The 24,594-nt window shown below is 72.8% G+C and carries 21 protein-coding genes; 9 read left to right on the top strand and 12 right to left on the bottom strand.

The window, feature by feature from the left end; all coding sequences use genetic code 11:
- Positions 1–294: 294 nt before the first annotated feature.
- Complete coding sequence (locus ACWDAK_RS17965; RefSeq protein ID WP_427393016.1) at positions 295–1,215, bottom strand: oxygenase MpaB family protein; 921 nt, start codon at positions 1,213–1,215, stop codon at positions 295–297.
- Between the two features lie 252 nt (positions 1,216–1,467).
- On the opposite strand from ACWDAK_RS17965, the gene ACWDAK_RS17960 reads away from it, so the two are divergent.
- The 5 genes from ACWDAK_RS17960 (at position 1,468) to ACWDAK_RS17940 (ending at position 10,178) form a co-directional block, all read left to right on the top strand.
- A complete protein-coding gene (locus ACWDAK_RS17960) occupies positions 1,468–3,315 on the top strand; it encodes a glycoside hydrolase family 15 protein (protein ID WP_427393017.1) in 1,848 nt (615 codons plus the stop codon).
- Between the two features lie 124 nt (positions 3,316–3,439).
- Positions 3,440–3,889 carry a DoxX family protein gene (locus ACWDAK_RS17955; protein ID WP_344635605.1) on the top strand — a complete coding sequence of 150 codons (450 nt, stop codon included), beginning with the start codon at positions 3,440–3,442 and terminating at the stop codon, positions 3,887–3,889.
- 192 nt (positions 3,890–4,081) lie between these two features.
- Complete coding sequence (locus ACWDAK_RS17950) at positions 4,082–4,885, top strand: hypothetical protein (protein WP_427393018.1); 804 nt, start codon at positions 4,082–4,084, stop codon at positions 4,883–4,885.
- Between the two features lie 161 nt (positions 4,886–5,046).
- On the top strand, positions 5,047–6,717 hold the full coding sequence (locus tag ACWDAK_RS17945) for a DNA polymerase Y family protein (protein WP_344635603.1): 1,671 nt from the start codon (positions 5,047–5,049) through the stop codon (positions 6,715–6,717).
- 155 nt (positions 6,718–6,872) lie between these two features.
- Positions 6,873–10,178 (top strand): error-prone DNA polymerase, encoded by a 3,306-nt coding sequence (locus ACWDAK_RS17940; protein ID WP_427393019.1) that lies wholly within the window; start codon positions 6,873–6,875, stop codon positions 10,176–10,178.
- Between the two features lie 225 nt (positions 10,179–10,403).
- On the opposite strand, the gene ACWDAK_RS17935 is transcribed toward ACWDAK_RS17940, so the two are convergent.
- The 4 genes from ACWDAK_RS17935 to ACWDAK_RS17920 form a co-directional block, all read right to left on the bottom strand.
- Entirely contained in the window at positions 10,404–11,204 is an 801-nt protein-coding gene (locus tag ACWDAK_RS17935; RefSeq protein WP_427393020.1) for a TIGR03084 family metal-binding protein, read from the bottom strand.
- 146 nt (positions 11,205–11,350) lie between these two features.
- On the bottom strand, positions 11,351–12,883 hold the full coding sequence (locus ACWDAK_RS17930; RefSeq protein ID WP_427393021.1) for an AMP-binding protein: 1,533 nt from the start codon (positions 12,881–12,883) through the stop codon (positions 11,351–11,353).
- Positions 12,884–12,989: 106 nt separating this feature from the next.
- On the bottom strand, positions 12,990–13,361 hold the full coding sequence (locus ACWDAK_RS17925; RefSeq protein WP_344635720.1) for a MerR family transcriptional regulator: 372 nt from the start codon (positions 13,359–13,361) through the stop codon (positions 12,990–12,992).
- Positions 13,362–13,387: 26 nt separating this feature from the next.
- On the bottom strand, positions 13,388–14,164 hold the full coding sequence (locus ACWDAK_RS17920; RefSeq protein ID WP_344635599.1) for an SDR family NAD(P)-dependent oxidoreductase: 777 nt from the start codon (positions 14,162–14,164) through the stop codon (positions 13,388–13,390).
- Between the two features lie 215 nt (positions 14,165–14,379).
- Between ACWDAK_RS17920 and ACWDAK_RS17915 the strand changes: the two genes are divergently transcribed.
- On the top strand, positions 14,380–14,628 hold the full coding sequence (locus ACWDAK_RS17915) for a hypothetical protein (protein ID WP_344635598.1): 249 nt from the start codon (positions 14,380–14,382) through the stop codon (positions 14,626–14,628).
- Between the two features lie 148 nt (positions 14,629–14,776).
- Here ACWDAK_RS17915 and ACWDAK_RS17910 read toward each other — a convergent pair whose 3' ends face one another.
- Entirely contained in the window at positions 14,777–15,559 is a 783-nt protein-coding gene (locus ACWDAK_RS17910; RefSeq protein WP_344635597.1) for a dioxygenase family protein, read from the bottom strand.
- Positions 15,560–15,656: 97 nt separating this feature from the next.
- On the opposite strand from ACWDAK_RS17910, the gene ACWDAK_RS17905 reads away from it, so the two are divergent.
- The gene (locus tag ACWDAK_RS17905; RefSeq protein WP_427393022.1) at positions 15,657–16,151 is read left to right on the top strand and encodes a MarR family winged helix-turn-helix transcriptional regulator; all 495 of its coding nucleotides are present in this window, start codon (positions 15,657–15,659) and stop codon (positions 16,149–16,151) included.
- Positions 16,152–16,582: 431 nt separating this feature from the next.
- Here ACWDAK_RS17905 and ACWDAK_RS17900 read toward each other — a convergent pair whose 3' ends face one another.
- The 3 genes from ACWDAK_RS17900 to ACWDAK_RS17890 form a co-directional block, all read right to left on the bottom strand.
- Positions 16,583–17,671, bottom strand: coding sequence for a WD40/YVTN/BNR-like repeat-containing protein (locus ACWDAK_RS17900; protein ID WP_344635595.1), 1,089 nt, complete (start codon positions 17,669–17,671; stop codon positions 16,583–16,585).
- A gap of 64 nt (positions 17,672–17,735) precedes the next feature.
- Positions 17,736–19,160 (bottom strand): dihydrolipoyl dehydrogenase family protein, encoded by a 1,425-nt coding sequence (locus ACWDAK_RS17895; RefSeq protein ID WP_344635594.1) that lies wholly within the window; start codon positions 19,158–19,160, stop codon positions 17,736–17,738.
- A gap of 377 nt (positions 19,161–19,537) precedes the next feature.
- Positions 19,538–19,921: a thioredoxin family protein gene (locus ACWDAK_RS17890; protein WP_344635593.1), complete on the bottom strand. Its 384-nt coding sequence runs from the start codon at positions 19,919–19,921 to the stop codon at positions 19,538–19,540.
- A gap of 558 nt (positions 19,922–20,479) precedes the next feature.
- On the opposite strand from ACWDAK_RS17890, the gene ACWDAK_RS17885 reads away from it, so the two are divergent.
- A complete protein-coding gene (locus ACWDAK_RS17885; RefSeq protein ID WP_427393023.1) occupies positions 20,480–20,629 on the top strand; it encodes a hypothetical protein in 150 nt (49 codons plus the stop codon).
- A 340-nt stretch (positions 20,630–20,969) separates the two neighbouring features.
- Here ACWDAK_RS17885 and ACWDAK_RS17880 read toward each other — a convergent pair whose 3' ends face one another.
- Together ACWDAK_RS17880 and ACWDAK_RS17875 are read right to left on the bottom strand one after the other, a co-directional pair.
- Entirely contained in the window at positions 20,970–21,488 is a 519-nt protein-coding gene (locus tag ACWDAK_RS17880) for a DUF1990 family protein (protein ID WP_344635591.1), read from the bottom strand.
- Positions 21,485–22,312 carry a YndJ family protein gene (locus tag ACWDAK_RS17875; RefSeq protein ID WP_344635590.1) on the bottom strand — a complete coding sequence of 276 codons (828 nt, stop codon included), beginning with the start codon at positions 22,310–22,312 and terminating at the stop codon, positions 21,485–21,487. The genes ACWDAK_RS17880 and ACWDAK_RS17875 overlap by 4 nt, the downstream gene beginning before the upstream one ends.
- A 323-nt stretch (positions 22,313–22,635) precedes the next feature.
- Here ACWDAK_RS17875 and ACWDAK_RS17870 point away from each other — a divergent pair, with 323 nt between their 5' ends.
- Positions 22,636–22,875: a DUF1876 domain-containing protein gene (locus ACWDAK_RS17870; RefSeq protein ID WP_427393024.1), complete on the top strand. Its 240-nt coding sequence runs from the start codon at positions 22,636–22,638 to the stop codon at positions 22,873–22,875.
- Between the two features lie 131 nt (positions 22,876–23,006).
- Here the strand turns inward: ACWDAK_RS17870 and ACWDAK_RS17865 are convergent, their stop codons facing one another.
- Positions 23,007–24,236 carry an NAD(P)/FAD-dependent oxidoreductase gene (locus ACWDAK_RS17865; protein ID WP_427393058.1) on the bottom strand — a complete coding sequence of 410 codons (1,230 nt, stop codon included), beginning with the start codon at positions 24,234–24,236 and terminating at the stop codon, positions 23,007–23,009.
- Positions 24,237–24,594 lie beyond the last annotated feature (358 nt).

Here is a 24,594-nt window from a genome sequence, read left to right as displayed (position 1 = left end):
ATGCGACCGCCCGGCCGCCGAGCTCACGGCCCCGTCGGCCACCATCCGTCCCGGCGTGCGCACTGTGGGTGGTGGAGGTGAAGCGCGCTGAAGAGGTTTGCCTGTAACTCTTGACCCGCGCCGAATAAGGAGGAAACTGGTCAATACACCGGAAAACCGGACAGAGTCGTTGAGGCTGACGAAGACGTTTGTCAACCGAAGTGGCAATGATCCAGGATCTGGCTAAGCCCCCGGCAAGTTCGCCCGACACCGGAATCAGCAGTGACGACTGAAGGTTTCAGGACGAGATCGGGACTACCGGGGACTGACATGTCCGGGGTCGGTGCCGTCCGTGGGGGTGGGGGCCGCGGCCTTGAACGGACACCCGCCGCTCTCCTCGAAGGTGCCCAGCTCGCTCAGCCGGTAGCCGTTCGGATAGCCCCTGACCTGGCTGCTCTCCCGGGCGGGCGCCGGCTTGCGGCGCGGCGGCAGCAGCCGTACCACCCGCCCGCGCAGCCGCAGCGCGGACCGGACCGCCTTCCGCAGCAGGGCGGGCGGCCGGGGGTAGCCGAAGGCCTCGCGCAGCGGGTCGTCCAGCAGGCAGATCGAGGCGGTGTGCACCGCCCCGCCGAATGCCTCCGGGTACCAGCTCGCGGTCAGCGCCAGGGTGGCGTCGGAGACGTCCCGGCCGCCCTGGTCGAAGCCGAAGTGGGCCCGCTCGTAGTCGTCCAGCAGCCGCTCGAACTCCTGGTAGGTCTCCGGGATGTCCCGCAGGCCCATGTGGCGGCCCAGTTCGCGGTAGTAGTTGACGGCGGCCCGCAGCTCGTGCGGGGAGTACGGCCGCCAGCCGTACTCGTCCAGCCAGCGTTTGGGTACCACGACGAAGGTGGACAGGACGTAGAGGTAGTCCTCGTCGGAGATGTCGTAGCGCCGGTGCATCTGGTTCATCCGGCGGATCGCCTCGCGGCCCTGCGCGGAGTCGAAGCCGTGCTCGACCACCGCGTCCAGGATCAGCACCGTGTCGTCGTACCGCTTCTGGGTCCGCTCGGTGAACTCGCCCGTCCTGGCGAGCAGCCGGCCGATGCTCGGCACGGCGTAGGTGCGGTAGAGGGCGAAGCCCAGCGACTGGTTGGTGTCCCACGGGAACTCGTACTGGCTGCTGATCCGGTAGATCTCGGTGAAGTCGGTCTCGGGGTCGAGCTGGTGTATCCGGTCCAACCACGCGTGACGCTTCATCGGGATCCTTCGCCGGCCGCCGCTGCCGCGACTTTCTGTTACTGAACGGTCGGCCAGACTCTACGGCCTGACGCGACATCGGCGCGAGAGGGCCCGGCCGGATCGCGGCCGGGCCCCGGAGCCCGGCCGCGGGCGGGCCGGCGGTGCCGCGACCGCCCCGGAGACCACGGCCGGTTGTCCGCTTCGAGGTCGGGTTTACCATGAAATGCGAGGTTCTCTCGGTGCCCGTACCGCAGCGGTAGGGAGGCCGGTATGGCATTCGACAACACCGGTTTTGGGGGCGTGGACGGCTCGCGCTATCTGCCGATCTCCGAGCACGGGTTGATCGGCGACCTCCGCACCGCCGCGCTGGTGGGAACTGACGGCACCATCGACTGGTACTGCTGCCCGCGCTTCGACGCACCCAGCGTGTTCGGGGCGATCCTCGACGCAGACCGGGGCGGATCCTTCGAGCTGGCCGCCGATGTCCCGAGCCGCACCAGGCAGTTCTACTTCCCCGACACCAACGTGCTGATCACACGGTTCTTCGCCGCCGACGGGGTGGCGGAGATCCAGGACTTCATGCCGGTCGTCGACGAGTCCCGGGAGGCGGGTCGGCACCGGCTGATCCGGCGGGTGGTGTGCGTGCGCGGCGTGCTGCCGTTCCGGGTCCGGGTGGCGCCCCGGTTCGGTTACGGGGCCGAACCGCACACGGTGCGGCTGGCGGGCCACGAGGCGATCTTCGAGTCGCGGTCGCTGTCGCTGGCGCTCACCACCACCACGACACTGGAGTGCGACGGGAAGGACGTCATCTCGCACTTCAAGCTCCTGGAGGGCGAGTCCGCGGTGTTCGCCCTGGACCGGATCGGCGACCAGGTGGGGCCCAGGGCCTGCCCCAAGGCCGAGGCGGAGGACGAGTTCTGCGCCACGGTCGGGTTCTGGCGCCGCTGGCTGGCCGGTTCGCGCTACCACGGACGCTGGCGGGAGACGGTGCACCGCTCCGCGCTGGTGCTGAAGCTGCTCACCTACGCGCCGACCGGCGCCATCGTGGCCGCACCGACCACCAGCCTCCCCGAGCAGATCGGCGGCGAGCGCAACTGGGACTACCGGTACGTCTGGGTCCGCGACGCCGCCTTCTGCATCTACGCCATGCTCCGGCTGGGCTTCACCTCGGAGGCCGAGGCGTTCATGGGGTTCCTGGACGAGCGGGCGGTCCGGCTGGACCCCGGGCACGACCTCGACGCCACCGGCCCGTTGCAGATCATGTACGGCATCGACGGACGCCGCGAGCTGCCCGAGTACGAGCTCGCCCACCTGGCGGGTCACCTGGGATCGGCGCCGGTCAGGGTCGGCAACGCCGCCACCGGCCAGCTCCAGCTGGACATCTACGGCGCGCTGATCGACTCGGTCTACCTGTACGACAAGTGGGGGCAGCCGATCGGCAGCGACCGGTGGGACGAGGTCGGCGGCGTGGTGGACTGGCTCTGCGACCACTGGGACCAGCCGGACGAGGGCGTCTGGGAGACCCGGGGCGGCCGGAGGAACTTCCTGTACTCCCGGCTGATGTGCTGGGTGGCGATGGAGCGGGCGATCCGGATGGCGCACCGGCGCGGTCTGCCCGCCGACCTCCAGCGCTGGCAGCAGAGCCGTGACGCGATCTACCGGCAGATCATGCGGCGCGGCTGGTCGGCCGAGCGGAAGGCGTTCGTCCAGTGCCTGGACGGCGACGTGCTCGACGCCGCCCTGCTGATGATGCCGATGGCCAAGTTCGTCTCGCCCACCGATCCCAAGTGGCTCTCCACCCTGGACGCGCTCACCGCTGAGCTGGTGTCGGACTCGCTGGTCTACCGCTACGACCCCGAGTCCAGCCCCGACGGCCTGCGCGGCACCGAGGGCACCTTCTCGATCTGCTCCTTCTGGTACGTCGAGGCCCTGGCCCGCGCCGGGCGCCTGGAGGAGGCCCGGCTGGCCTTCGAGAAGATGCTCACCTACGCCAACCACCTCGGCCTCTACGCCGAGGAGATCGGCCCGACCGGCGAGCAACTGGGCAACTTCCCCCAGGCGTTCACCCATCTCTCGCTGATCAGCGCCGCGTTCAACCTGGACCGGGCCCTCGGGTGACGTGGCGTCAGGAGTCGCCACGCGAACAGGTTGCCGGGCAGAGCATCAACTGCGGCTCTTGCCTGGTAGGTTAGCCTGTCCTAATCTGTGCGCGCGTCAATTCCCGGCCTACAGGAGCATGTTCATGCCTTTGTTCAACGCGCGCCTCGATGCTGCCCGGCCCTACGCCCTGGCCCTCTTCCGGATCGCCATGGGCTTCCTCTTCGCCTGTCACGGCGCCGCCTCGCTGTTCGGGGTCCTCGGTGGCGCACCGGGCGGCGGTTCCGTTCCCGCCGGCACCTGGCCGTTCTGGTATGCGGCAGTGATCCAGCTGGCAGGCGGAGTGCTGGTGCTCTCCGGTCTGTTCACCCGTGCCGCCGCGCTGATCTGCTCCGGCTCGATGGCGTACGCGTACTTCGTCGAGCACCAGCGGGCCGCGCTGCTCCCGCTGCAGAACCACGGCGAGCTCTCCGCGCTCTACTGCTGGGCCTTCCTGCTCCTGGTGTTCAGCGGCCCCGGTGCGCTTGCGCTCGACCGGATGCTGGGCGCTCGCCGCAGCGCCCGTCCGGCCGTCGGGGCTGCCACCGCCGTGTGACCTCCACTGCCGGCACCGCCCCCGGGCGGTGTCGGTGGCGAGTCGGCATGTCGGGTGTTCGATTTTGACGTCCGAATGCGGAGCGTGATCGAACGGTCTCGGATTTCCTCATTTGAGCAGGTCAGAGCGTTTCTGTCGCCCTATCAGATAGTTGGACTTGAATATCACTGAACATATGTTCGATCCTGAAGTGTGCCCACTTTCGATTCCGCGCTGATCCGGCCGGCCACCCTCGCGCCGACCGGAGAAGACCTGCTGCCCGTCCTCCCCGCGCTGGCACTACTGCTGCCCGGCGGCGGGCTGCGGCGAGGCACGGCGGTGTCGGTCCTGGGCGACACCGGACTGCTGCTGGCCCTGGCGGCCGGTGCGGCGGCGGTGGAGGGCACCTGGTCGGCGGCCGTGGGACTGCCCGACCTAGGGCTGACGGCCGCCGCCGGCTACGGCTTCGACCTGCGACGACTGCTGCTCGTGGACGACCCGGGGCAGCACTGGCCGGAGGTCGTCGCGGCCCTGGCCGGAGCGGTCGGGTTGATCCTGCTGCGCCCGGAAGGGCCGGTGTCCGCGCAGCTGGCGGCCAGGCTCACCGCCGTGCTGCGGCGCGGCGGCTGTGCGCTGCTGGTCGCGGGCCCCTGGCCGGGCGCCGGGCTGCGGCTGGCCGTGAAGTCCGCCCGCTGGTTCGGCCTCGGTGAGGGGTACGGACAGCTGGTGGGACGGCAGGCCGAGATCACGGCGGAGGGGCGCGGGGCCGGAGCCCGCGCCCGTTCGGCGCACCTGTGGCTGCCGGACGAACACGGCACGGCGCGGGTGATCGAATCCGCGGAGTCGGTCGAGACGGTGCCCGTCGGGTCTTCCGGGGCTGCTGTGCGCTCCGGGACTGCTGTGCCTCCCGGGGCCACTGTGTTCCCCGGATCCGCCGTGCTTTCCGGGCCCGCCGTGCTTTCCGGGCCCGACGAGGCGGAGCCCGCGCTCGGCGGTCTCGGACTGGCGGTGGTGTGAGCGGTGGTTCGGGCAGCGGTGTGGCGACGGTGTGAGCGGTACGGCGGTGTGAGATGGCGGTGACGGCGGAGCGGGGTCCGAACCCGGACGGGGGCGCAGGCGCCGGTCCGGGCCCGGGCGTGCCGCGGGTACTGGTGGTGTGGTGCCCGGACTGGCCGGTCGTGGCCACGGCGCCGGAAGCCGCCGGTACGGACCGGGCGGTCGCGGTGCTGGAAGCTGGGCGGGTGCTGGCCTGTTCGGACGCGGCTCGGGCCGCGGGCGTCCGCCGCGGGCAGCGGCTGCGGCTGGCCCAGCGGCTCTGCCCGGCGCTGGAGCTCCGCGACCGTGACCCGGAGACCGAGACCCGCCTGTTCGAACCGGTGGTCGCCGCGGTGGAGGCGTTCACGCCCCGGGTCGAGGTGCTGCGCCCGGGGATGTGCGCGATCCCGGTCAAGGGGCCCGGCCGCTACTTCGGCGGCGAGGCGGCGCTGGCCACCCGGGTGCACGCGGCGGTCGCCGCGGCCCTCGCCCGGGGCATGTCCCGGCCCGCCCCGGACGCCCAGGCCGACGCGCCGCCGGAGGCGGGGGTACGGCTGCCGACCGGGCAGCGAGTCCCCGGCGACGGGCCGGAGGCCGCGAACCCCGAGGCCCGGGTGCTGCCGCACTGCCAGGTCGGGGTGGCCGACGGGCTGTTCGCGGCGGTGCTGGCGGCCCGTGCCGGGATACTCGTACCGGACGGCAGGACGGCGGAGTTCCTCGCCCCGTACCCCGTGGCCGCGCTCGGTGACGAGCCGCTGGCCGAACTGCTGGTCCGGCTCGGAGTGCACACCGTCGGCGACTTCGCCGCGCTCTCCGGCCGGGCGGTCGCCGACCGCTTCGGCCCGACCGGGACGGCCGCGCACCGTCGCGCCCGAGGGCTCCAGTCCCGTCCGCTGGTGCCCCGTCCCGAGGGCCTCGACCTCGCGGTGGAACACCGCTTCGACCCGCCGGAGCTGCTCGCCGAACCACTGATCTTCATCGCCCGCACGCTCGCCGAACAGCTGCACACTCGGCTGGCCGCGGCCGGACTGGCCTGTCGGCGCTTCGCCGTCGAGGTGACCTGCGCCGACGGCCGTAGTGCCACCCGCCTCTGGCGGCACGAGGGCAAGCTCGGTCCCTTCGCACTCGCCGAACGCGTCCGCTGGCAGCTCCAGGCCTGGCAGACCGCGGGCACCTTCACGCCGGCTTCCGCCGCCGACTCCACCGACGCCACTGACCCTGCCGACGCCGCAGGCTCCGGTGAACCCGCCGCCTCCGCCGGCTTCACCACGCTGCGCCTCGTCCCCGACGGCCTGGTGCCCGATCAGGGACGGCAGTTGGCGCTCTGGGGCCAGGCCGTGGCCGAGGACCGGGTCGAACGCGCCGTCGCCCGGGTGCAGGCGGTGCTCGGGCACGCCGGACTGCGCCGGGCCGAGCCCGCCGGCGGCCGGGGCCCGGCCGAGCAACTGGCGCGCGTCCCCTGGGGCGAGGCGTACGAGGCACCCGCACCCGCCCCCTGGCCGGGCCGGGTGCAGGACCCGGCGCCCAGCGTGGTGCCGCGCAGCCCGGTCCCGGCCACCGTCCTGGACCCGGACGGCCTGCCCGTCACCGTCAGCGGCCGGGCCGAGGTGTCCGCCCCACCGGCCCGGCTCGTCCTGGACGGCAGGCTGCTGGAGGTCACCGGCTGGACCGGGCCCTGGCCCGCAGTCGAGTACTGGTGGGACCCGGACCGGCGTCGCCGCCGGGCCCGCTTCCAGATCACGGTGGCCGGCGAACGGGCTCTGATGCTCACCGCCGAGGGCGGCCACTGGTCCGTGGAGGCCGCCTACGACTGATACCGCCCGCGACCGGCGCCGTCCGAAACCGGCGCCGGCGTACCGCCGCTACCGCATCCGCGACCGCGCGTGGACGGACGGCACGAAGGAGGCTCCGGCAGGCCGAACCGCACCACCGCACCACCCCGCACCACCCCGACGGAGCACGACCCGCGATGGGATTCACCAGTCACCCCTCACTCCCCTGGAACGAGTTGCGCCGCCGCATGGCCGGCCGACCGGGCGAGTCCGCGCCCGCGCCCGTGCGTACCGGCAGGTTCGAGCCAGGGGCCGACCGGACCGGCGGGCCCGCGCCCGCGCGTACCGGCGGCGATGTCGTACCGCTGCGCCGCCGCCCGTCCCCGCGCACGCCGTCGCCGTCCCAACTCCCGCCCGGGGCGGGAGTCCCGTGGGCGGAGCTGCACACCCACTCGGCGTTCAGCTTCCTCGACGGCGCGAGCGATCCCGAGGTGCTGGCCGAGGAAGCGGTCCGGCTCGGTATCGAGACCGTCGGGCTCACCGATCACAACGGCCTGTACGGGGCGGTGCGGTTCGCCGACGCGGCAAAGGACCTGGGACTGCGGACCGTCTTCGGCGCCGAGCTCGGGCTGAGCCCCGACGAGCATCTGCTGGTCCTGGCCCGCGGCCCGGCCGGCTACCGCCGCCTGTCCGCCGAGATCAGTGCCGCCCAGCTCGCGGGCAGTGCCAAGAACCGTCCGGCGTACGACTTCGCCAGGCTCGCCGCCGCCCACCAGGGCCAGTGGGCGGTGCTCACCGGCTGCCGCAAGGGACGGGTACCCGCCGCGCTGGCCTCCGGCGGTCCGGCGGCGGCGAAGCGCGAACTCCAGCTGCTGATGGAGGCGTTCGGCCGGGAGAACGTCCATGTCGAACTGATCGACCAGCGCCTGCCCGGCGACGACCTGCGCAACGACCGGCTGGCCGCGCTCGCGGCGGAGCTCGGTCTGACCGCCGTCGCCTCCAACAACGTGCACCACGCCACCCCGGCCGAGGCCAGACTGGCCCAGGGGCTGGCCGCACTGCACGAGCGCCGCACCGTCGAGCAGGCGGCCGGCTGGACGCAGGCCTCCGGCACGGCCCATCTGCGGTCCGGCCGCGAGATGGCCGCCCGGTTGGCCCGCTACCCGGGCGTCCAGCAGGCCACCGTGGAACTGGGCCGCGCCTGCGCCTTCGACTTCGGCGGACTGGACCCCCGGCTCCCGGGCTTCCCGGTGCCCGAGGGGCAGAGCGAGACCGGCCAGCTGCGCGCCCTGGTCGCCGAGGCCGGCCCGGTCCGGTTCGGTGCCGGCAACGAACCCGCGCTGCGCCAGCTCGCCCGCGAACTCGACGTCATCGAACAGCTGGACCTGGCCGGGTACTTCCTCATCGTCCACGACATCGTGGACTTCTGCCGGAAGCAGGACATCTGGTGCCAGGGCCGGGGCTCCGCCGCCAACTCCGCCGTCTGCTACGCCCTCGGCATCACCGCCGTGGACCCGATCCGCTACCGGCTGCTCTTCGAGCGCTTCCTCAGCGTCGAACGCGACGGGCCGCCCGACATCGACCTCGACATCGAGAACCGCCGCCGCGAGGAGGTCATCCAGTACGTCTACCGCCGCTACGGGCGCGAGCACGCCGCCCAGGTCGCCAACGTCATCACCTACCGGCCCCGGCTGGCGCTGCGCGACGCTGCCCGGGTGCTCGGCTACCCGCAGGGGCAGATCGAGGCCTTCACCCGGCAGGTCGACTTCCACGGCCCACCCGGGGCGGACGCGGTGATCCCCGCCGACGTGCTCGACCTCGGCCGCCAACTCCACGGGCTGCCGAGGCATCTGGGCATCCACTCGGGTGGCATGGTGCTCACCCGGGAACCGGTCGGCGAGATCTGCCCCACCGAGTGGGCCCGGATGCCGGGGCGCTCGGTGCTGCAGTGGGACAAGGACTCCACCGCCGGAGCCGGGCTGGTCAAGATCGACCTGCTCGGTCTCGGCATGCTCTCCGCCCTGCACGACACCTGCGACCTGATCGCCGCCCACCACGGCCGCCGGCTCGACCTGGCCGCCATTCCGCCGGATGACGAGGCGGTGTACGAGATGCTCTGCCGGGCCGACACGGTCGGCGTCTTCCAGGTCGAGTCGCGGGCCCAGATGGCCACCCTGCCGAGACTGAAGCCGCGCGAGTTCTACGACCTGGTGGTCGAGGTCGCGCTGATCCGACCCGGACCGATCCAGGGCGGCTCCGTCCACCCCTACCTGCGCCGCCGCGCCGGGGTCGAACCGGCCCACTGCCCGCACCCGTTGATGGAGAACGCCCTGAGCAAGACCCTCGGGGTGCCGCTGTTCCAGGAGCAGATGATGCAACTGGCCATCGACTGCGCCGGGTTCACCCCGGCCGAGGCCGACCGGCTGCGCCAGGCGATGGGCGCCAAACGCTCCCACCGGCGGGTCGCCGAACTGCGGCAGCGCCTGCTGGACGGCATGGCCGAGCGCGGCATCCGCGCCGACATCGCCGAGGACGTCTACGTCAAGATCGAGGCGTTCTCCAACTACGGCTTCCCGGAGAGCCACGCGATCAGCTTCGCCTACCTGGTGTACGCCAGTGCCTGGCTCAAGCACCACTACCCGGCCGCCTTCACCTGCGCCCTGCTGGCCAACCAACCCATGGGCTTCTACTCGCCGTTGAGCCTGGTCGCCGATGTCCGGCGGCACGGCGTCCAGGTCCTCGGGGTGGACGTCAACGCCAGTGCCCCGAGGCCCACCCTGGAAGGCGTCCCGGTCCTGCCCGGCCGCGGCCGTCCCGGCCGTCCCGTCAATCCGCAGCCCGCCATCCGGCTCGGGCTGACCACCGTCCGGGGGATCGGCGCCCCGCAGGCCGAGGCGATCGCCGCCGGGCAGCCCTACGCGGACCTGGAGGACTTCGCCCGGCGCACGGTCCTGCCCGCGCCGGTCCTGGAGGCACTGGCCACGGCCGGGGCCTTCGGCTGCTTCGGGCTGACCAGGCGCCAGGCGCTGTGGTCCGCCGGGGTGTACGCGACCGTCTCGCCGGACACCCTGCCGGGAACCGCCCCCGGTGTGGACGCGCCGCCGCTGCCCGCCATGACTCCGGTCGAGGAGACCATCGCCGACCTCTGGGCCACCGGCACCTCCGCCACCAGCCACCCCATGCAGCACCTGCGCCCCACCCTCGACCGGGGCGGAGTCCTCCCGGCATCGGCCCTCCCGGGGATCGAGCCCGGCACCTCCGTCCTGGTCGGCGGACTGGTGACGCACCGTCAGCGTCCACCGACCGCAGGCGGTGTCCTCTTCCTCAGCCTGGAGGACGAGACCGGACTGATCAACGTCGTGTGCAACCGCATGGTCTGGGAGCCCAACCGCCGCACCGCCCTGGACCGGGCCGGCCTCCTCGTCCACGGCCTGGTGGAGCGCGACCACGGCGCCACCAACTTGGTCGCCACCCGTCTGACCGCGCTCCGCATCGGTGTCTGAGGCATCGGTACCGAGCTCCGGGAGCCTGGCGTCCGGCCCTCATGCGGTCAGCTGGGTGCCCTGATTGCCGTCGGGCGGAGCCCCGGGTTGTGTGCCACGGAGCGCCGAAGGCCCGGCTGCCTTCGCCTGTGCCGGGGCTGTCGGACGGTTAGGCTGCCCGGTCGGACAGGAGATCCCCTGCCTCGGCTCCGGCGGCGGACGCCGACCATGCGTCGGTGGGTCCGGTCAGCCGGCCGCTCCCGGCAGCCGGCCGCCTCCGGGAGGACCCGCGAACGCCTGGGCGATCGGCAGCCAGGCCGACGCCGTGGCGCCCTCGGCGTGCAGTGCCAGGTCGTCCCGGTGTCGACGCTGGGTCACCAGAAGGCAGAAGTCCAGTGCGGGACCGCTCACCCGGTCGGCCGCGCCCTCGGGGCCCCAGGTCCACAATTCGCCGGTGGGTGCGGAGAGTTCAACGCGGAGCGGCAGGTCGGGTGGCGGTACCGGCAGTCCGTGGAGGGCGAACGCGAACCCCATGGTCCGTACGCCCAGGTGGGCCACCTGCCGCAGCCGGCCCGTCGGCTCGCGCTCCACGCCGAGGGCGTCCGCGACGTCCTGCCCGTGTGCCCAGGTCTCCATCAGCCGGGCGGTGGCCATGGTGGCGGGCTTCATCGGCGGCCCGAACCACGGCAGCCGGAGCCCGGCGGCCTCGGCCTCACGCAGGGCGGACGCCAACTCCGCCCGCCCCGCGCGCCAGCGGTCCAGCAGTACGGCGCCCTCCTCGCCCACGCCCTCCGCCGCGCCCGCCTCGATTGGATCCGCGCCGGAGGTGAACTCCCGCTCGGCGGCGGCCCGGAAGCCCTCCGGGTCGCGGGCCGCCAGCAGCGACCAGCGGTCCGTCCAGGCCAGGTGGGCGATCTGATGGGCGATGGTCCAGCCGGTGGCCGGGGTCGGGGTGGCCAGCCCGGCCCCGGCCAGTCCGGCGACCAGGTCGTCCAGGTCGGCGCTCTCCGCCCGCAGGTCGTCCAGTAGCGAGGTGAGCTCTGCCATCCGGGTGCCCTTCCTACGTCTCCAACGGCGAGGTGCTGCGGCATCCACAGCGTAACGGCCGCGCCGGGCCGGGCGGTCGGGATTTTGGTCAGGAGTCCGTCGCCCGGCCGGACCGATCCGATGGACCGTCACCCGGCCCGCCGCGGTCAGTTGACCTGCCGCTCGTGTCCCTCCCAGTAGGGCGAGCGCAGCCGGAACTTCTGCAGCTTGCCGGTGGCGGTCCTGGGCAGCGCGTCACGGAACTCCAGCGAGGTCGGGCACTTGTAGCCGGCCAGCCGCTGCTTGCAGTGCGCGATCAGCTCCGCCTCGTCGGCGCGGTGCCCGTCCTTGAGGACGACCAGCGCCTTGACCGTCTCGCCCCACTTGGCGTCCGGCACGCCGATCACCGCGACCTCCAGGACCGCCGGGTGGCGGTAGAGGCAGTCCTCCACCTCGATCGAGGAGACGTTCTCGCCACCGGAGATGATGACATCCTTCTTCCGGTCGGCGATGGCGAGGTAGCCGTCCGTCAGGGTGCCGCCGTCGCCGGTGTGGAACCAGCCGTCCTTCAGCACCGCCTCCGTCTCCTCCGCCTGCTGCCAGTAGCCCTCCAGCACCGTGTTGGAGCGGACGAGCACCTCACCCTGCCCGTCCACCCGCAGCCGGGTGCCCAGCGCGGGCGCACCGGCCTGCGCCAGCTTCCCGGCCCGCTCGGCGGCGGGGAGCGCGTCCCACTCGGCCCGGCCGCGGTTGACCGTGACCAGGGGAGAGGTCTCGGTCAGGCCGTAGAGCTGCATGAACTCCCAGCCCAACTCGTCCTCGAAGCGCTGCACCAGCGCGGTGGGCGGCGGTGCGCCGGCGAGGACCATGCGGACCCGGTCCCGCCCCGGGACCGGCCCGTCCCAGTCGGCGGCGGCCTCCAGGATCATCGCCGCGACGGCGGGTGCGCCGCTCAGGAAGGTCACCCCGTGCCGCTCGACCCGGCGCAGGATCTCGGCGCCGTCCACCTTGCGCAGGATGACGTGCTGGGCGCCGAGCCCGGTCAGCCCGAACGGCAGGCCCCAGCCGTTGACGTGGAACAGCGGCAGCGTGTGCAGATAGACGTCCCGGTCGCTCGCCCCGAAGTGCAGTCCCATCAGCACCGCGTTGAGCCACAGGTTGCGGTGGGTGAGCTGGACTCCCTTGGGACGGGCGGTGGTTCCGCTGGTGTAGTTGACGGTCGCGGTCTGCGACTCGCTGACCGGGTGCCGGACCGGCTCGTTCGCGAAGTCGTACAGCACCTCGTCGCTCCCGGCGCCGAGCACGAACCGGTGCTTGACCGCGATCCCGGCGAGCGCCTCGTCCAGTTCCGGGTCCACCAACAGGACGGAGGCACCGCTCTGTTCGACGATGTACGCCACCTCCTCCGCCTTCAGCCGGAAGTTGACCGGTACCAGGATCCGGCCGTGGCCGCTCACCCCGTACAGCGAGGTCATCAGGCGGGCCGAGTTGTGCGAGACGACGGCGACCCGCTCGCCGGGACCGACGCCGAGCCGGTCCAGGCCGGCGGCCTGGGCGCGGGCCAGCTGAGCCATCCGTCGGTACGTCACCTCGCCCCAGGATTCGGCTGGTTGAACCGGTTCGTCGATCAGGCCGACGCGGTCTCCGTAGACCAGCTCGGCCCGGTCGAGGAAGTCCATCACGGTGAGTGGTGTCTGCATGACGCCACTCTGCCCGGCCTCGCCGCCTCCCGCCTACCCCTGATCGTGAGCGCGGCCGTGGTGTTGCCCGTAACTCCGTCCATCGGTCCGGCCGGCATCCGGATCGTCACCCTGTCATCACTCCAGGCGTCACTCCGGCCGAGCGCAGGGCGGCCGCGAGGCGGTCGCGCACCTCGCGCTGCGCCGCGATCCGCCGTTCCAGCACGGCGAGCCGGTCCAGCGCCACCCGCAGGCCCTTCGCGGAGGGGGCGGCGGTGGTCAAGTCGCCGTCCAGGCAGGGCAGGAAGACCCGGACGTCTTCCAGGGTCAGGCCGGCGTCCAGCAGATGGCGGATGTTGCGTACCCGATTGACGGCTTCGACACCGTACGACCGGTAGCCGTTGTCCGAACGCTCGGAGTGGACCAGGCCGGCCTGCTCGTAGTGCCGCAGGGCACGGACCGACACGCCAGAGGTCGCGGCCAGTTCACCGATCCGCACCGTCGCCCCCACGCACCCCGCCGGTCTCATGCGACGACCGCGCCGCCGTCCACGGGGAAGACTACGCCGGTGACGAAGGAGCTCTGCGGGCAGGCCAGCCGGGTGATCGCCCAGGCGACCTCCTCGGGCCGGCCGAGCCGGCCGAGCGGGGTGTGCGCGATCTGCCAGTCGCGGATCCGGGCGCTCTGCTCCGGCGTGTGTCCCGCATGCTCGCCGATCGGCGTCTCGATCGCACCCGGGGCGACGGCCACCACCCGGACGCCGCGCGGAGCGAGCTCCACCGCCCAGCTGCGGGTGAGGAGTTCCAGCGCGGACTTGGTGGCCGCGTACACCGCGGCGCCACCGGGCCAGGCGCGCTGACCGACCGAGGTGGTGACGTTGACGACCACGCCGCGGGCGGCGGTCAGCGCGGGAAGTGCGGCCTGGGTGAGCAGGATCGGGGCGGTGAGGTTGGTGGCCAGCAGCGGTTCGAGCGCGGCGGGTGAGATGCCGCCGAGCGGTGTGCTGCGGGTGATCCCCGCGTTGTTCACCAGGACGTCCAGGCGCCCGTGCCGGGCCAGCGCGGTTTCGACGAGCCGATCGCACGCACCGGGGGCGGTGATGTCGGCGGACAGGGGAGTGATCCGGGAGGAGGCGCAGCCGGCGGCCGTCTCGGCGAGGGGCCCGGGACGGCGCCCGACGGCCACCACCTCGGCGCCGAGGGCGGCGAACTCGTGTGCGGTGGCGCGGCCGATCCCGGTCCCCGCGCCCGTGACCACGACGACCTTTCCGTGCAGCGGGGTGGTGCTGTCGATGCTGTTCATGGGGAGAGCGTGCAACCCTGCCGCCAGTGTCAGGGTCAAGGGCGGCCGCACGGAGGCGGCCTCCGGTGTCGGCGGGCGGCTGCTCGGCCGTACCGGTGTATTTCGTGGTCCGTGAGGGTGGATCGGGTGCGTCCGGTTGCCGGGTCGCGCTCCGGTGCGCCGAAGATCGTGGCGTCCTGTCAGCAATCTGGTTCCGCACCACATCCGGAGGACTCATGCGCACCTCGATCGCCAGGATCGCCGCTGCGGCGGCCATGGCCGGCGTCGCTCTCATCGGCGGCGCCGATGTGGCCTTCGCCCACCACCTCGATGCGGTCGTGTCCCCGAACGGCGCCTACGCCGTCGGCGGCGACGCGACCGACACCGCTGCCGGTGGCGTGGCCGCCGCGGTCGGTGGTGACGCCGACGCCAGTGGCGCCGGTGGCACCGCCTTCGCGGTCGGTGGTGACGCGGACGCCGGCTGACCGCAGGGTTCGAAGGGCCGATCGGGCGATCAACGGGCGCTCCCGGTCGGCCCTTCGGGCTGCCGGGAGGCGGAGTGGCGGTGCGGGGCCGGGACGCGGTGGGTCGAGGGGGCGGTGGGCGAGGGGTGGGACGGGACGGGGCGGCGGCTCAGCCGAGTTGGATCGAGCGCTTGGCGAGGCCCATCCAGAAGCCGTCGATGACGCTGCGCTGCGAGCCGAGGTCGGCCTCTCCCGCGCCGAGGGTGACGAAGAGCGGTGCGAAGTGCTCGGTCCGGGGGTGGGCCAACCTCGCGGCGGGAGCCTTGCGTTCGAAATCGAGCAGTGCGTCCAGGTCCTGGGCGGCCATGGCGCGCCGGCCCCAGTCGTCGAACTCGGCCATCACGGAGGGCACTCGGCCGTCGGGGCTGATCGCCCGCAGGTTGTGGGTGAAGAAGCCACTGCCGACGATCAGTACGCCCTCGTCGCGCAGCGGAGCCAGCCGGCGGCCGATCTCCAGTAGCCGCTGGGGGTCGAGGGTCGGCATCGAGACCTGGAGCACCGGGACGTCGGCGTCCGGGAACATTTCCACCAGCGGCACGTAGGCGCCGTGGTCCAGCCCGCGGTCGGGGATGTCCTGGAGCGGGACGCCGGGGGCGCGCAGCAGCTTGCGTACGCTCTCCGCGAGCTCCGGTGCGCCAGGGGCGGCGTACTGGACCCGGTAGTAGTGCTCGGGGAAGCCCCAGAAGTCGTAGACCAGTGGCACGGGGGTGGTCGCACCCAGGGCTAGCGGGGCCTCCTCCCAGTGCGCGGAGATCATCAGGATCGCCCTCGGCCGGGGCAACCCGGCCGACCAGGCGGCCAGCTCGCCGGGCCAGACCGGATCGTCGGCCAGCGGGGGTGCGCCGTGCGAGAGGTAGAGAGCGGGCATGCGCGTGGGGGCGGCGGTGGTCATGGTCTGCTCGACTCCCGGCTAAGTAGTTCAAATTTGAACCGTGCATGTTCGACGGTACACCTTAGTTCGAATTTGAACAACAGGGTAGAATGGCGTCATGGACGAACCCCGTTGGCTCGACGAGCAGGAGATGGCCGCCTGGCGGGGCTTCGTCGTCGCCAGCAACCTGATCGAACGGCGCCTGGAGCAGCAGCTCAAGGAGAACGCCGGACTCTCCCACACCCAGTACGAGATCCTGGTGCAGCTCTCCGCGGTGCCCGACGGCTCGCTGCGGATGACCGATCTGGCCGACCGGCTGGTCACCTCCAAGAGTGGCCTGACCTACCAGGTCACCCAGATGGAGAAGGCGGGGATGGTCCGCCGCCGCTCCTGTGCCAGCGATGTGCGCGGGGTGTTCGCCGAGCTGACCGAGGAAGGCTGGCGAGTCCTGCGGGAGGCCGCGCCGGGGCATGTCGCCACCGTGCGCGAGGTGCTGATCGACGTGCTGAGCCGGGAACAGCTGGCGATGCTGGGCGAGAGTCTGGGTGAGGTCAGCGATCGGCTGCGGGCGGCCGAGCGCCGGAGTGCGGAACGCGGGGGCGCGGAACGCTGACGGTGGTGCACGGCCGGCGGATCGGCGCGCGGGTCGCTTCGGTCCTCGAGGTTGGCGGGCCACGGCCGGCGGGCGAGAACCCGTTCGACCTGGTTGCCCCCGCCCCGCCTTCCCCGCCCTCGCCGACGCCCTCCGCGACGCTGCAGGCAAGCGCATCACTGGGCCGAGATCGACCCGCCGGCGGGCAGTAGATCCAACTCGCCACCAGCATCGACGGCTCCCCGCTTGAGATGACCTCGATTCGGGATCGCTCGCAGCCGTCGTCCCACGGCTGCCCTCTTGGCTCCGAGCCCTGTTCCGCGCCTGCCGTCTCGGAGTTGCTCCCGGGTTCGTCACCGCGGAGCTGTTCGCATAGCGGCTCTCTCGAAGCTGCTCGCAGGGCCCCTCGCTCAGGACGCCTCCGCCGGGGTGGTGCCGCGACGGCCCCTCGTTCAGGACAGCGCCGCCGCCCGGACGCAGAGCACGTCCGGCAGGTGCGAGGTGATCAGCGCCCAGCTGTCGCCGTCGTTCGCGCTGCCGTAGACCTCGCCGTTGCGGTTGCCGAAGTACACCCCGGCCGGTTCGCCGTCGTCGGTGCAGAGCGCGTCGCGCAGCACCACACCGTAGTGGTCTCCTTCCGGCAGGCCGTCGGAGAGCGGGTGCCAGCTGGCGCCCGCGTCCTGGGTGCGGAAGATCCGGCAGCGGTGGCCGACCGGGAGCCGGGCGTAGTCGGCGTCGAGCGGGAAGAGGTAGGCCGTGCCGGACTGCCGGGGGTGGGTGGCGACGCCGAAGCCGAACGTGGCGGGGAGGCCGTCGCCGACGTCCTGCCAGTGGCCGCCGCCGTCGTCACTGCGGTAGACCCCGCCGTGGTTCTGCAGGTAGAGGCGGTCGCGGTCGACGGGGTCGGCCGCCACCTTGTGCACGCACTGGCCGAACTCCGGGTACTGGTTCGGCAGGAACGGCGCCCGGATACCGGCGTTGGAGGGATGCCAGGCCCGCCCGCCGTCCGCCGTGCGGTACACCCCGCCGGCGGAGACCGCCACCGTCAGCACGTTCGCGTCGCGCGGATCGGTGATGACGGTGTGCAGGCCCTGGCCGCCGAACCCGGCCGCCCAGTCCTTGCGTTGCGGGTGGGACCAGAGCGACTCGTCCAGGGTGAAGCTCTCACCGCGGTCCTCCGAGCGGAACAGGGCGGCGGGCTGTGTCCCCGCGTACACCACGCCGGGGGCCTCGTTCCCCGCGGGCTGGAGCTGCCAGACCCGCTCCAGCGAGGTCCCGGTGTGCGCGGGGAAGCGCACGGCCGGGCGGGGCGGGTCCTGCCAGCTCGCCCCCAGGTCGTCGGACCACTGCACGGACGGTCCCCAGTGGCTGCTGTCGGCCCCGACCAGCAGCCGCACCCGTCCGTCCCGCCGGTCGATCCCGATCGAGTAGATCGCGTTCATCTGGAAGTGCGGCCCGCTGAACTCCCACCGCACCCGGTCGGGGCTGCGTCCCAGGAAGAGGCCCTTCTGCGTGCCGACGGCCAACAGTGTCCCGCTCATCTGATCTCCTTCGTGGATACCCCCGGCTGCCGCGCGCCCCCGGCGTGTCGACCGCCTCGACAGCTCACCCGCTGTCCCGGCACGTCTCCAGCAGTCGCAGCCACACCTCGCTGATGGTCGGGAAGGCCGGGACCGCGTGCCAGAGCCGGTCGATCGGGACCTCGCCGACCACGGCCACGGTGGCGGAGTGCAGCAGTTCGGCCACGGCCGGGCCGACGAAGGTCGCGCCGACGACCACCCGGCGTTCAAGGTCGAGCACGATCCGGGCCCGCCCCTGGTAACCGTCGGTGTAGAGCGAGGCGCCGGAGACCTGGCCGAGTTCGTAGTCGATCGCCCGCACGCGCAGTCCCGCGCGCTCGGCGGCGTCGAGGGTCAGACCGACCGCCGCCGCTTCCGGCTCGGTGAAGACCACCTGGGGCGGCCCCGCGGTGTCCGCGCTGGCCGCGTACTCGCCCCAGCGCACGGAGGTGTCCGGTTGCTCCCCGCGGGCGCGGGCGACGATCGCGGCGCCGGCGATCCGCGCCTGGTACTTTCCCTGGTGGGTGAGCAGGTTGCGGTGGTTGACGTCGCCGACGGCGTAGAGCCAGCCGCCCTGTACCGTCTTGACCAGGCAACTGTCGTCCACGTCGAGCCAGTTGCCGGGGGAGAGGCCGATGCTCTCCATTCCGATGTCGTCGGTGCGGGGCAACCGCCCGGTGGCGTAAAGCACTTGGTCGGCCACCAGCTCCCCGTCGCCGCCGAGGGTGAGCGTCACCGGCCCGTCACGGTGCAGCGCGGTGACCTCGGTGTGGAACCGTACGTCAACTCCGGCCTCCCGCAGGCCCTCGGCGACCAGCTCGCCCGCGAAGGACTCCATCCGTCCCAGCAGCCGCCCTCCGCGGGCCAGCACGGTGACCTCGGAGCCCAGTGAGCGCCAGGCGGCCGCCATCTCGACGGCGACCACGCCGCCGCCGACCACCGCCAGCCGGGGCGGTACGACGGCGGAGCTGGTGGCGTCCCGGCTGGTCCAGGGGTGGGCCTCGGCCAGCCCGGGGATGTGCGGCAGGGCGGGGCGGCTGCCGGTGCACACGGCGACGGCGTGCCGGGCGGTCAGCAGCCGTTCGTCGTCGACCAGCACGGCCCGCTCACCCGCCAGTCGACCGTGCCCGCGCACCAGGTCGATCCCGGCCGAGCGGAGCCACTCGACCTGGCCGTCGTCGTGCCAGTGGGAGGTGAACTCGTCCCGGTAGGCCAGTACGGCGGCCGTGTCCAGACCGCCGTTGACGGCCTGCTTGGCACCGGGCAGGGCGCGTACGTGGGCCAGCGCGCTGCCCGGTCGCAGCAGTGCCTTGCTCGGGATACAGGCCCAGTACGAGCACTCGCCGCCGACCAACTGGCTCTCCACGATGACGGTGCTCAACCCGGCGGCGCGGGTGCGGTCGGCGACGTTCTCGCCGGCCGGACCCGCGCCGAGGACCACCACGTCGTACTGCTCGGGTTGCGGGGTCATGGCTCTCGCTCTCGCTCTGCTGCCGCTGTGCGTGCGCTGCCGCCGCCATCCGACGGGGCGGAACCATCCTCCGACGGGCCCACCCCGCCCGGCGGCCGCACCGACGGCGTGTCGTCGGCAATACCAGCGCGGACCGGAGCCGCAGCGGGCGTCCGTTCAAGGGATCAGGTCCGTCCAGGGGCGTGTCCGCGCAGCAGGTGCTGCGGGTGGCGCGGGGAGCAGGTGACCGGGACCGTCCAGGGGTCGACCCGACCCGACGAGTACGGACCGGACCGTGTAACAGGCCGTGCCGGCCACCGCGCCCGGGGAGTTGCACGACAGTCGGCCGGCCCCGGAAAGGCCGGCCCGGCCGTCGTGGAGAGCCGCCTCCAGGCCGGTCACCCCCGGGCGTTCGCCTGCTCCTCCGCCACCTTGGCGCGGACCTCGTCCATGTCCAGCGCCCGGGCCTTGCCGATCAAGTCCTCCAGCACCGGCTCCGGAAGCGCGCCCGGCTGCGAGAACACCAGGACCCCGTCACGGATGATCGCGAGGGTCGGGATCGAGCGGATCTCGAACGCCGCCGCCAGCTCCTGCTGCGCCTCGGTGTCCACCTTGGCGAAGACCAGATCGGGGTGGCGCCCGGAAGCCTTCTCGTACACCGGGGCGAACTGGCGGCACGGCCCGCACCAGCTCGCCCAGAAGTCGATGAAGACGAAGCCCTTGCCATCCGGGCCCTGGACGACCTCGTCGAAGTTGTCCTTGGTCAGCTCGACGGTGCTCATCTCGGGACACCTGCCCTTTCAGTGCGGTCGGTGGACGTACGACCCGCCTCAACCAAAGCCGGCGGCCCGCTATTCCTGGCGCGGCGCACCGGTCACCCGAACGCCGGCACGTAGTCGGATCCCGGCGTCAGCCCGCCGGGCAGCGAACCCGCCTTCGGGCCCGGGCGGCCGGTGTACCAGCCCCGGACAGGCTGCGTGGGGAAACCCATCGTCGAGCGGCAGTGCCAAGGGCGGTTCGTGGCCGCACGTCATCGGCGCCGAGCTCGAACGCCCGTGCCCGCGGTGGCCCGGATGTCCTCCGATCGTGAATTCTTGATCCTTACGGGGGAAATCGGTGGCCCATCCGGTGCGTGACCGGGGTCGCGCGTACGCGAAGATCAACCGCCGCCTTAGGTTGTGGCACGGCCGAACGGCCCGCGAGTGCCCGGCGGTTGGACACGCGCGCACCCGCCCTCGGACCAGCTCCCGCCCCGCTGCCCTGGAGATGAAGAGTGTCCTGGCCGCCGACGAACTCGGCCGGGCCCCGCGTCGGGCCGGCCCACCGGTTGGGCCAGTGCCGTGTTCGCCTACCACCGGAACGCGATCGAGCGCTCGCTCGGCGTACCCGAGGCCGACGGCCAGCTGCGCGAGGCCGTCCGGCTCAACCCGTACTTCTCGCCATACCACGCCGAGAAGGCCAGAACACCGTTGGGAGAAGGGCGTTGTTGACGATGATCCGGACGCTGGTGTGGACGGTCGACGCATGCGCGGCACTGTGGGTGCGCCCGGTTGGGGTCGTGCTGCGCGCCGGGCGGGCCCTGCGGCGGCTCGGCCGGTGAGAGTCCCCGTGGACGGGGCGGCCGCGGTGCCCGGGCCGCCCTCGCGGTCGGCGCGCACGCCGGGGACGTGCCGGGCACCGGGGCGCGGATACGGGCCGCTGCGCCGCTCGGCGCGGCCGCCCGCGGCCGGACCTCCTCTGGCGTCCCGCTGGCGATCGGATACGGCCTCGGTCTGGCCCCGGCGCTGGCCGCCGCCGGTCGTTCGCTCCCCGCACGCTTCGAACGCTTGCTCAGCCGCAGCCGGCCAGCCGCCGCAGGGTGCGTCCGCAGTGCCGGGCGTAACGCAGCTGCAGGTAGGGCACGATCGGCCCGGCCAGCCGGGTGTACCAGCGGCTGGGGCGACTGAAAGCGGTCACGGTGAACCAGACGGCCTTGTCCGGGCCCATCTCGACGACGAAGGACTCCTCGCCGCACTCGGGGTGCCCGTTGCGGGTGCCGTACGCGAAGCCGATCCGGTCGGGCTGGTAGCTGCTCCAGACCACCTCGCACGGCGCGGTCAGCCGGAGCGGCCCGATGCCGATCGCGCACTCGACCGCGACCCCCGGTTCCGCCCGGACCGCGGTCGTCCGCATCCGGACTCCGGCTGCACGGTGCATCCGCCAGCCGGTGACGGCCGCGCCCGCGGCCTGAAGGACGTCCCGGCCGTGGCCTATCAGGACCCGGTGGTGGAGGTGGTTGTAGCCGGCGGGCAGTGCCCGGCCGGGGACCGTGGTACGGCCGACCTCCGGGTAGTTGAGCTTGCTGGTCACGGGTGGAGCTCCTTGGTCCGGCGCCAGGCGAGCAGTCCGCAGAGCGCGAAGCCGAGCGCGTTGCCGAGGCCGTGGGTGGCGGCCATCCAGGTCAGTGTGGGGTGCGGGAAGCCGGCGGCTCGGCCGAGGGCCCACCAGAGTGCGAGCACCATGGTGGCGGCGAGCACCGCGGAGGAGACTGCGAACAGCCGGCCGGTGAGCAGGTCCCTCGAGCAGGCGCGGGAGCGCAGGTCCCGCCAGGTGAGCAGTCCGACCAGCCACATGCCGCAGGTCAGCACGACGGCGCCGAGGAGTTGGGCCCAGTCGTCGATGAAGTACCCGGCGAGGACCAGCAGGGTGCCGACCGGGACGCTGAGTGCCGCGGCCCGGGCGGCGAGCCGGTCGGGGGAGGTGCGGCAGAGGAGGCCGGCGATCAGCGCGGCGGTGAATCCGGCGAAGTGGAAGTGCGGCACGGTGAGCGCCAGGATCCTGAGGTCGAAGCCGAACAGCCGGTGCCCGGAGCGTTCGGCGACCAGTGCAACGCCGGCCACCGAGGGTGTCACGAGCGCGGTCAGCGTGGCGATCTCGGCGGGGGCGAGGGATCCGGTGAGGCGCAGCCGCAGCGGCGCCAGCGCGGCCAGCGCCAAGGTGGCGCCGGCGTAGCCGCAGCCCAGAGCGGTGGCGCCCGGCCCGCGCGGCAGCCAGAGCGCCAGCGCGCCCGCGGTGGCGGCGATCGGCCAGAGCCGGGCCGCCCGGCCGGTGCCGGGGCCGTCGATGAGCGTGAGCCCTGTCGGTATCACGACGAACATGCCGAGCATGACGATGAGGTTGACCAGTGCGGTCACGGTCCCACCCCTTGTGCGGTCACGGTCCCACCCCTTGTGTGGACGTGCGCGGGCGTGGCCGTTGTCGGTCGGCGCCGCGCTTGAACGCGTTCAAAACACTGCCGCAGTAGACTCTACGGCAAAACTGAACGCGTTCAACATGGCTCCCGGTTGCCCCGCCGGCCGTCCGGGCGCACTGGGGCCGAGAAGGCCCACACCCGCCCGGACCTGTCCCGCACCGCTACCGCCCCCATCCGGCGTCCGTCAGGATCGCCACCGGGGCGGGTGGCGAGCGCCCGCCGCCCGGAGCACGCTGGATAGCGGAACCCGTGGAGGTGGCGATCATGATGCACACACTCGTCGGATGGCACGTGGAGCTGGAGTTCGAGGAAGAAGGGGACCGCACCAAGGCCGTCGCGCTGGTCCGGCTCCCGGACGGCACGGAGGTCCGCTCCCATGGCTACAGCACCCGGCACCACGCCGACGCGCCGCAGCCCAGAGTCGGTGAGGAGGTCGCCGGGGCCAGAGCGCTCAACGACCTCGCGATGCAACTGCTGACCAAGGCGCACGACGAGCTCAAGTAGCTCCGCGCGATGGACTCGTTCACCGCCCGGGCCGGTTGAGCGCGCCGCCACCCGGCGTGCTGCCCGGGCCCCGACTCCCGCCTCGGCCTCGAGTCCCGTCCCGGCCCTGGCTCCGGCCCCGCCCGGATCGGTCAGCCCTGCTGGGGCCGGCCGGTCCGGTCGAGCGGCGTGTCCGGGTCGGCCAGGGCGTCCGGGTCCACCGGGCGTCCGGAGCGGACCAGGTCGCGGATCGCGTCGGTCACGTCCCAGATGTTGACGTTCATTCCGGCGAGCACCCGGTCACGGGAGAGCCAGAAGGCGATGAACTCCCGCCCCGGCACGTCGCCCCGGAAGACCACCCGGTCGTAGCCACCGGGCTCGATGTAGCCCGTGTACTCCATGCCCAGCTCGTACTGGTCGGTGAAGAAGTACGGCACCCGGTCGTGCACCGCCTCCTCGCCGAGCATCGAACGCGCCGCCGTCCTCGGCTGGTGCAGCGCGTTGGCCCAGTGTTCGACCCGGATCGGCCTGTCGTACAGCGGGTGGAAGGCGTTGACCACGTCGCCGGCCGCGAACACGTCCGGGTGCGAGCTCTGCAGGTGCTGGTCGGTCAGCACGCCGTTGTCGACCCTCAGTCCGGCCGCGGCGGCGAGTCGGGTGTTCGGGGTGACCCCGATGCCGACGATCACCGCGTCCGCCTCGACCAGCGTGCCGTCGCCGAGCCGGACCCCGTGCTCGGTGATCTCCGTGACCTGGACGCCGAAGCGCAGCTCCACCCCGTGGTCGCGGTGCAGATCGGCGAAGACCCGCGCCGCCTCCCGGCCCAGGGTGCCCAGCAGCGGCAGCTCCGACCGCCCGAGCACCGTGACCTCGCAGCCGGCTTCGCGTGCGGCGGACGCGGTCTCCATGCCGATCCACCCGGCACCGATCACGGCCACCCTGGCGCCGGGCCGCAGGAACGCCTGGATCCGGTCACTGTCCTCGACCCGGCGCAGGTAGCAGACGTTCTCCCGGTCGGCGCCCGGCACCTGCAGCCGGCGCGGGCTCGCGCCGGTGGTGAGCAGCAGTCTGCCGAAGCCGATGCTGCTGCCGTCGGCCAGCGTCACCCGGTGCGCGGCGAGGTCCACGGCGGTGACGGTGGTGCCCAGGCGGAGATCGATCGAATGCTCCTTGTACCACTCGGGGGAGTGGACGTGGATCTTCTCCCGCGCGGTCTTGCCCATCAGGTACCCCTTGGAGAGCGGCGGGCGCTCATACGGGCGCTCCTGCTCGTCCCCGATCAGGACCACCGGCCCCTCGAAACCCTCCTCGCGCAGGGTTTCGGCCGCCTTGGCCCCCGCCAAGCTGGCACCCACGATCACGTACGCGCTCTCCATCCCCAGCTCCTCACGTCCGTCGGCCCGCTACCGCGTCCCCATCACACTCTCTTCTCCGTGCGGTCGCGCGGCGAACCGTGAATCTGATCGGGTGGTGACTGTGCGGCACCGGCGGCCGGACGGCGCCCGCGCCGCCCGGGCGCGCAGCTCCCCGCAAGCCCGTGCCGCCCGGAGCCGCCCCGCCCACCCGGCAGCCGGATCGGCGGCAGCACCGCCCGGGCCGTGCGCGGTCGTACGGCGCCCGGGAAAAGGGAGGCGGGTCCGGTGGAGCCCGGGGTATGGTCGGCCGCGCCGAGCCGGACACGAACGGGAACGAGGAGTCAGATGTCCTTTCCAGTCGAGGAGTTGCTTCCCGCCACCCGGC

The sequence above is a fragment of the Kitasatospora sp. NPDC001175 genome, assembly GCF_053598215.1.
The sequence above is the reverse complement of the archived record's forward strand: the minus strand, read 5'-3'. Positions and strand labels throughout refer to the sequence as shown.

Excerpts from the sequence above, each read along its gene's own strand:
- ACWDAK_RS17965 (WP_427393016.1), bottom strand. The coding sequence starts at position 1,215 with ATGAAGCGTCACGCGTGGTTGGACCGGATACACCAGCTCGACCCCGAG.
- ACWDAK_RS17960 (WP_427393017.1), top strand. The coding sequence starts at position 1,468 with ATGGCATTCGACAACACCGGTTTTGGGGGCGTGGACGGCTCGCGCTAT.
- ACWDAK_RS17955 (WP_344635605.1), top strand. The coding sequence starts at position 3,440 with ATGCCTTTGTTCAACGCGCGCCTCGATGCTGCCCGGCCCTACGCCCTG.
- ACWDAK_RS17940 (WP_427393019.1), top strand. The coding sequence starts at position 6,873 with ATGGGATTCACCAGTCACCCCTCACTCCCCTGGAACGAGTTGCGCCGC.
- ACWDAK_RS17935 (WP_427393020.1), bottom strand. The coding sequence starts at position 11,204 with ATGGCAGAGCTCACCTCGCTACTGGACGACCTGCGGGCGGAGAGCGCC.
- ACWDAK_RS17930 (WP_427393021.1), bottom strand. The coding sequence starts at position 12,883 with ATGCAGACACCACTCACCGTGATGGACTTCCTCGACCGGGCCGAGCTG.
- ACWDAK_RS17920 (WP_344635599.1), bottom strand. The coding sequence starts at position 14,164 with ATGAACAGCATCGACAGCACCACCCCGCTGCACGGAAAGGTCGTCGTG.
- ACWDAK_RS17915 (WP_344635598.1), top strand. The coding sequence starts at position 14,380 with ATGCGCACCTCGATCGCCAGGATCGCCGCTGCGGCGGCCATGGCCGGC.
- ACWDAK_RS17910 (WP_344635597.1), bottom strand. The coding sequence starts at position 15,559 with ATGACCACCGCCGCCCCCACGCGCATGCCCGCTCTCTACCTCTCGCAC.
- ACWDAK_RS17905 (WP_427393022.1), top strand. The coding sequence starts at position 15,657 with ATGGACGAACCCCGTTGGCTCGACGAGCAGGAGATGGCCGCCTGGCGG.
- ACWDAK_RS17900 (WP_344635595.1), bottom strand. The coding sequence starts at position 17,671 with ATGAGCGGGACACTGTTGGCCGTCGGCACGCAGAAGGGCCTCTTCCTG.
- ACWDAK_RS17895 (WP_344635594.1), bottom strand. The coding sequence starts at position 19,160 with ATGACCCCGCAACCCGAGCAGTACGACGTGGTGGTCCTCGGCGCGGGT.
- ACWDAK_RS17890 (WP_344635593.1), bottom strand. The coding sequence starts at position 19,921 with ATGAGCACCGTCGAGCTGACCAAGGACAACTTCGACGAGGTCGTCCAG.
- ACWDAK_RS17870 (WP_427393024.1), top strand. The coding sequence starts at position 22,636 with ATGATGCACACACTCGTCGGATGGCACGTGGAGCTGGAGTTCGAGGAA.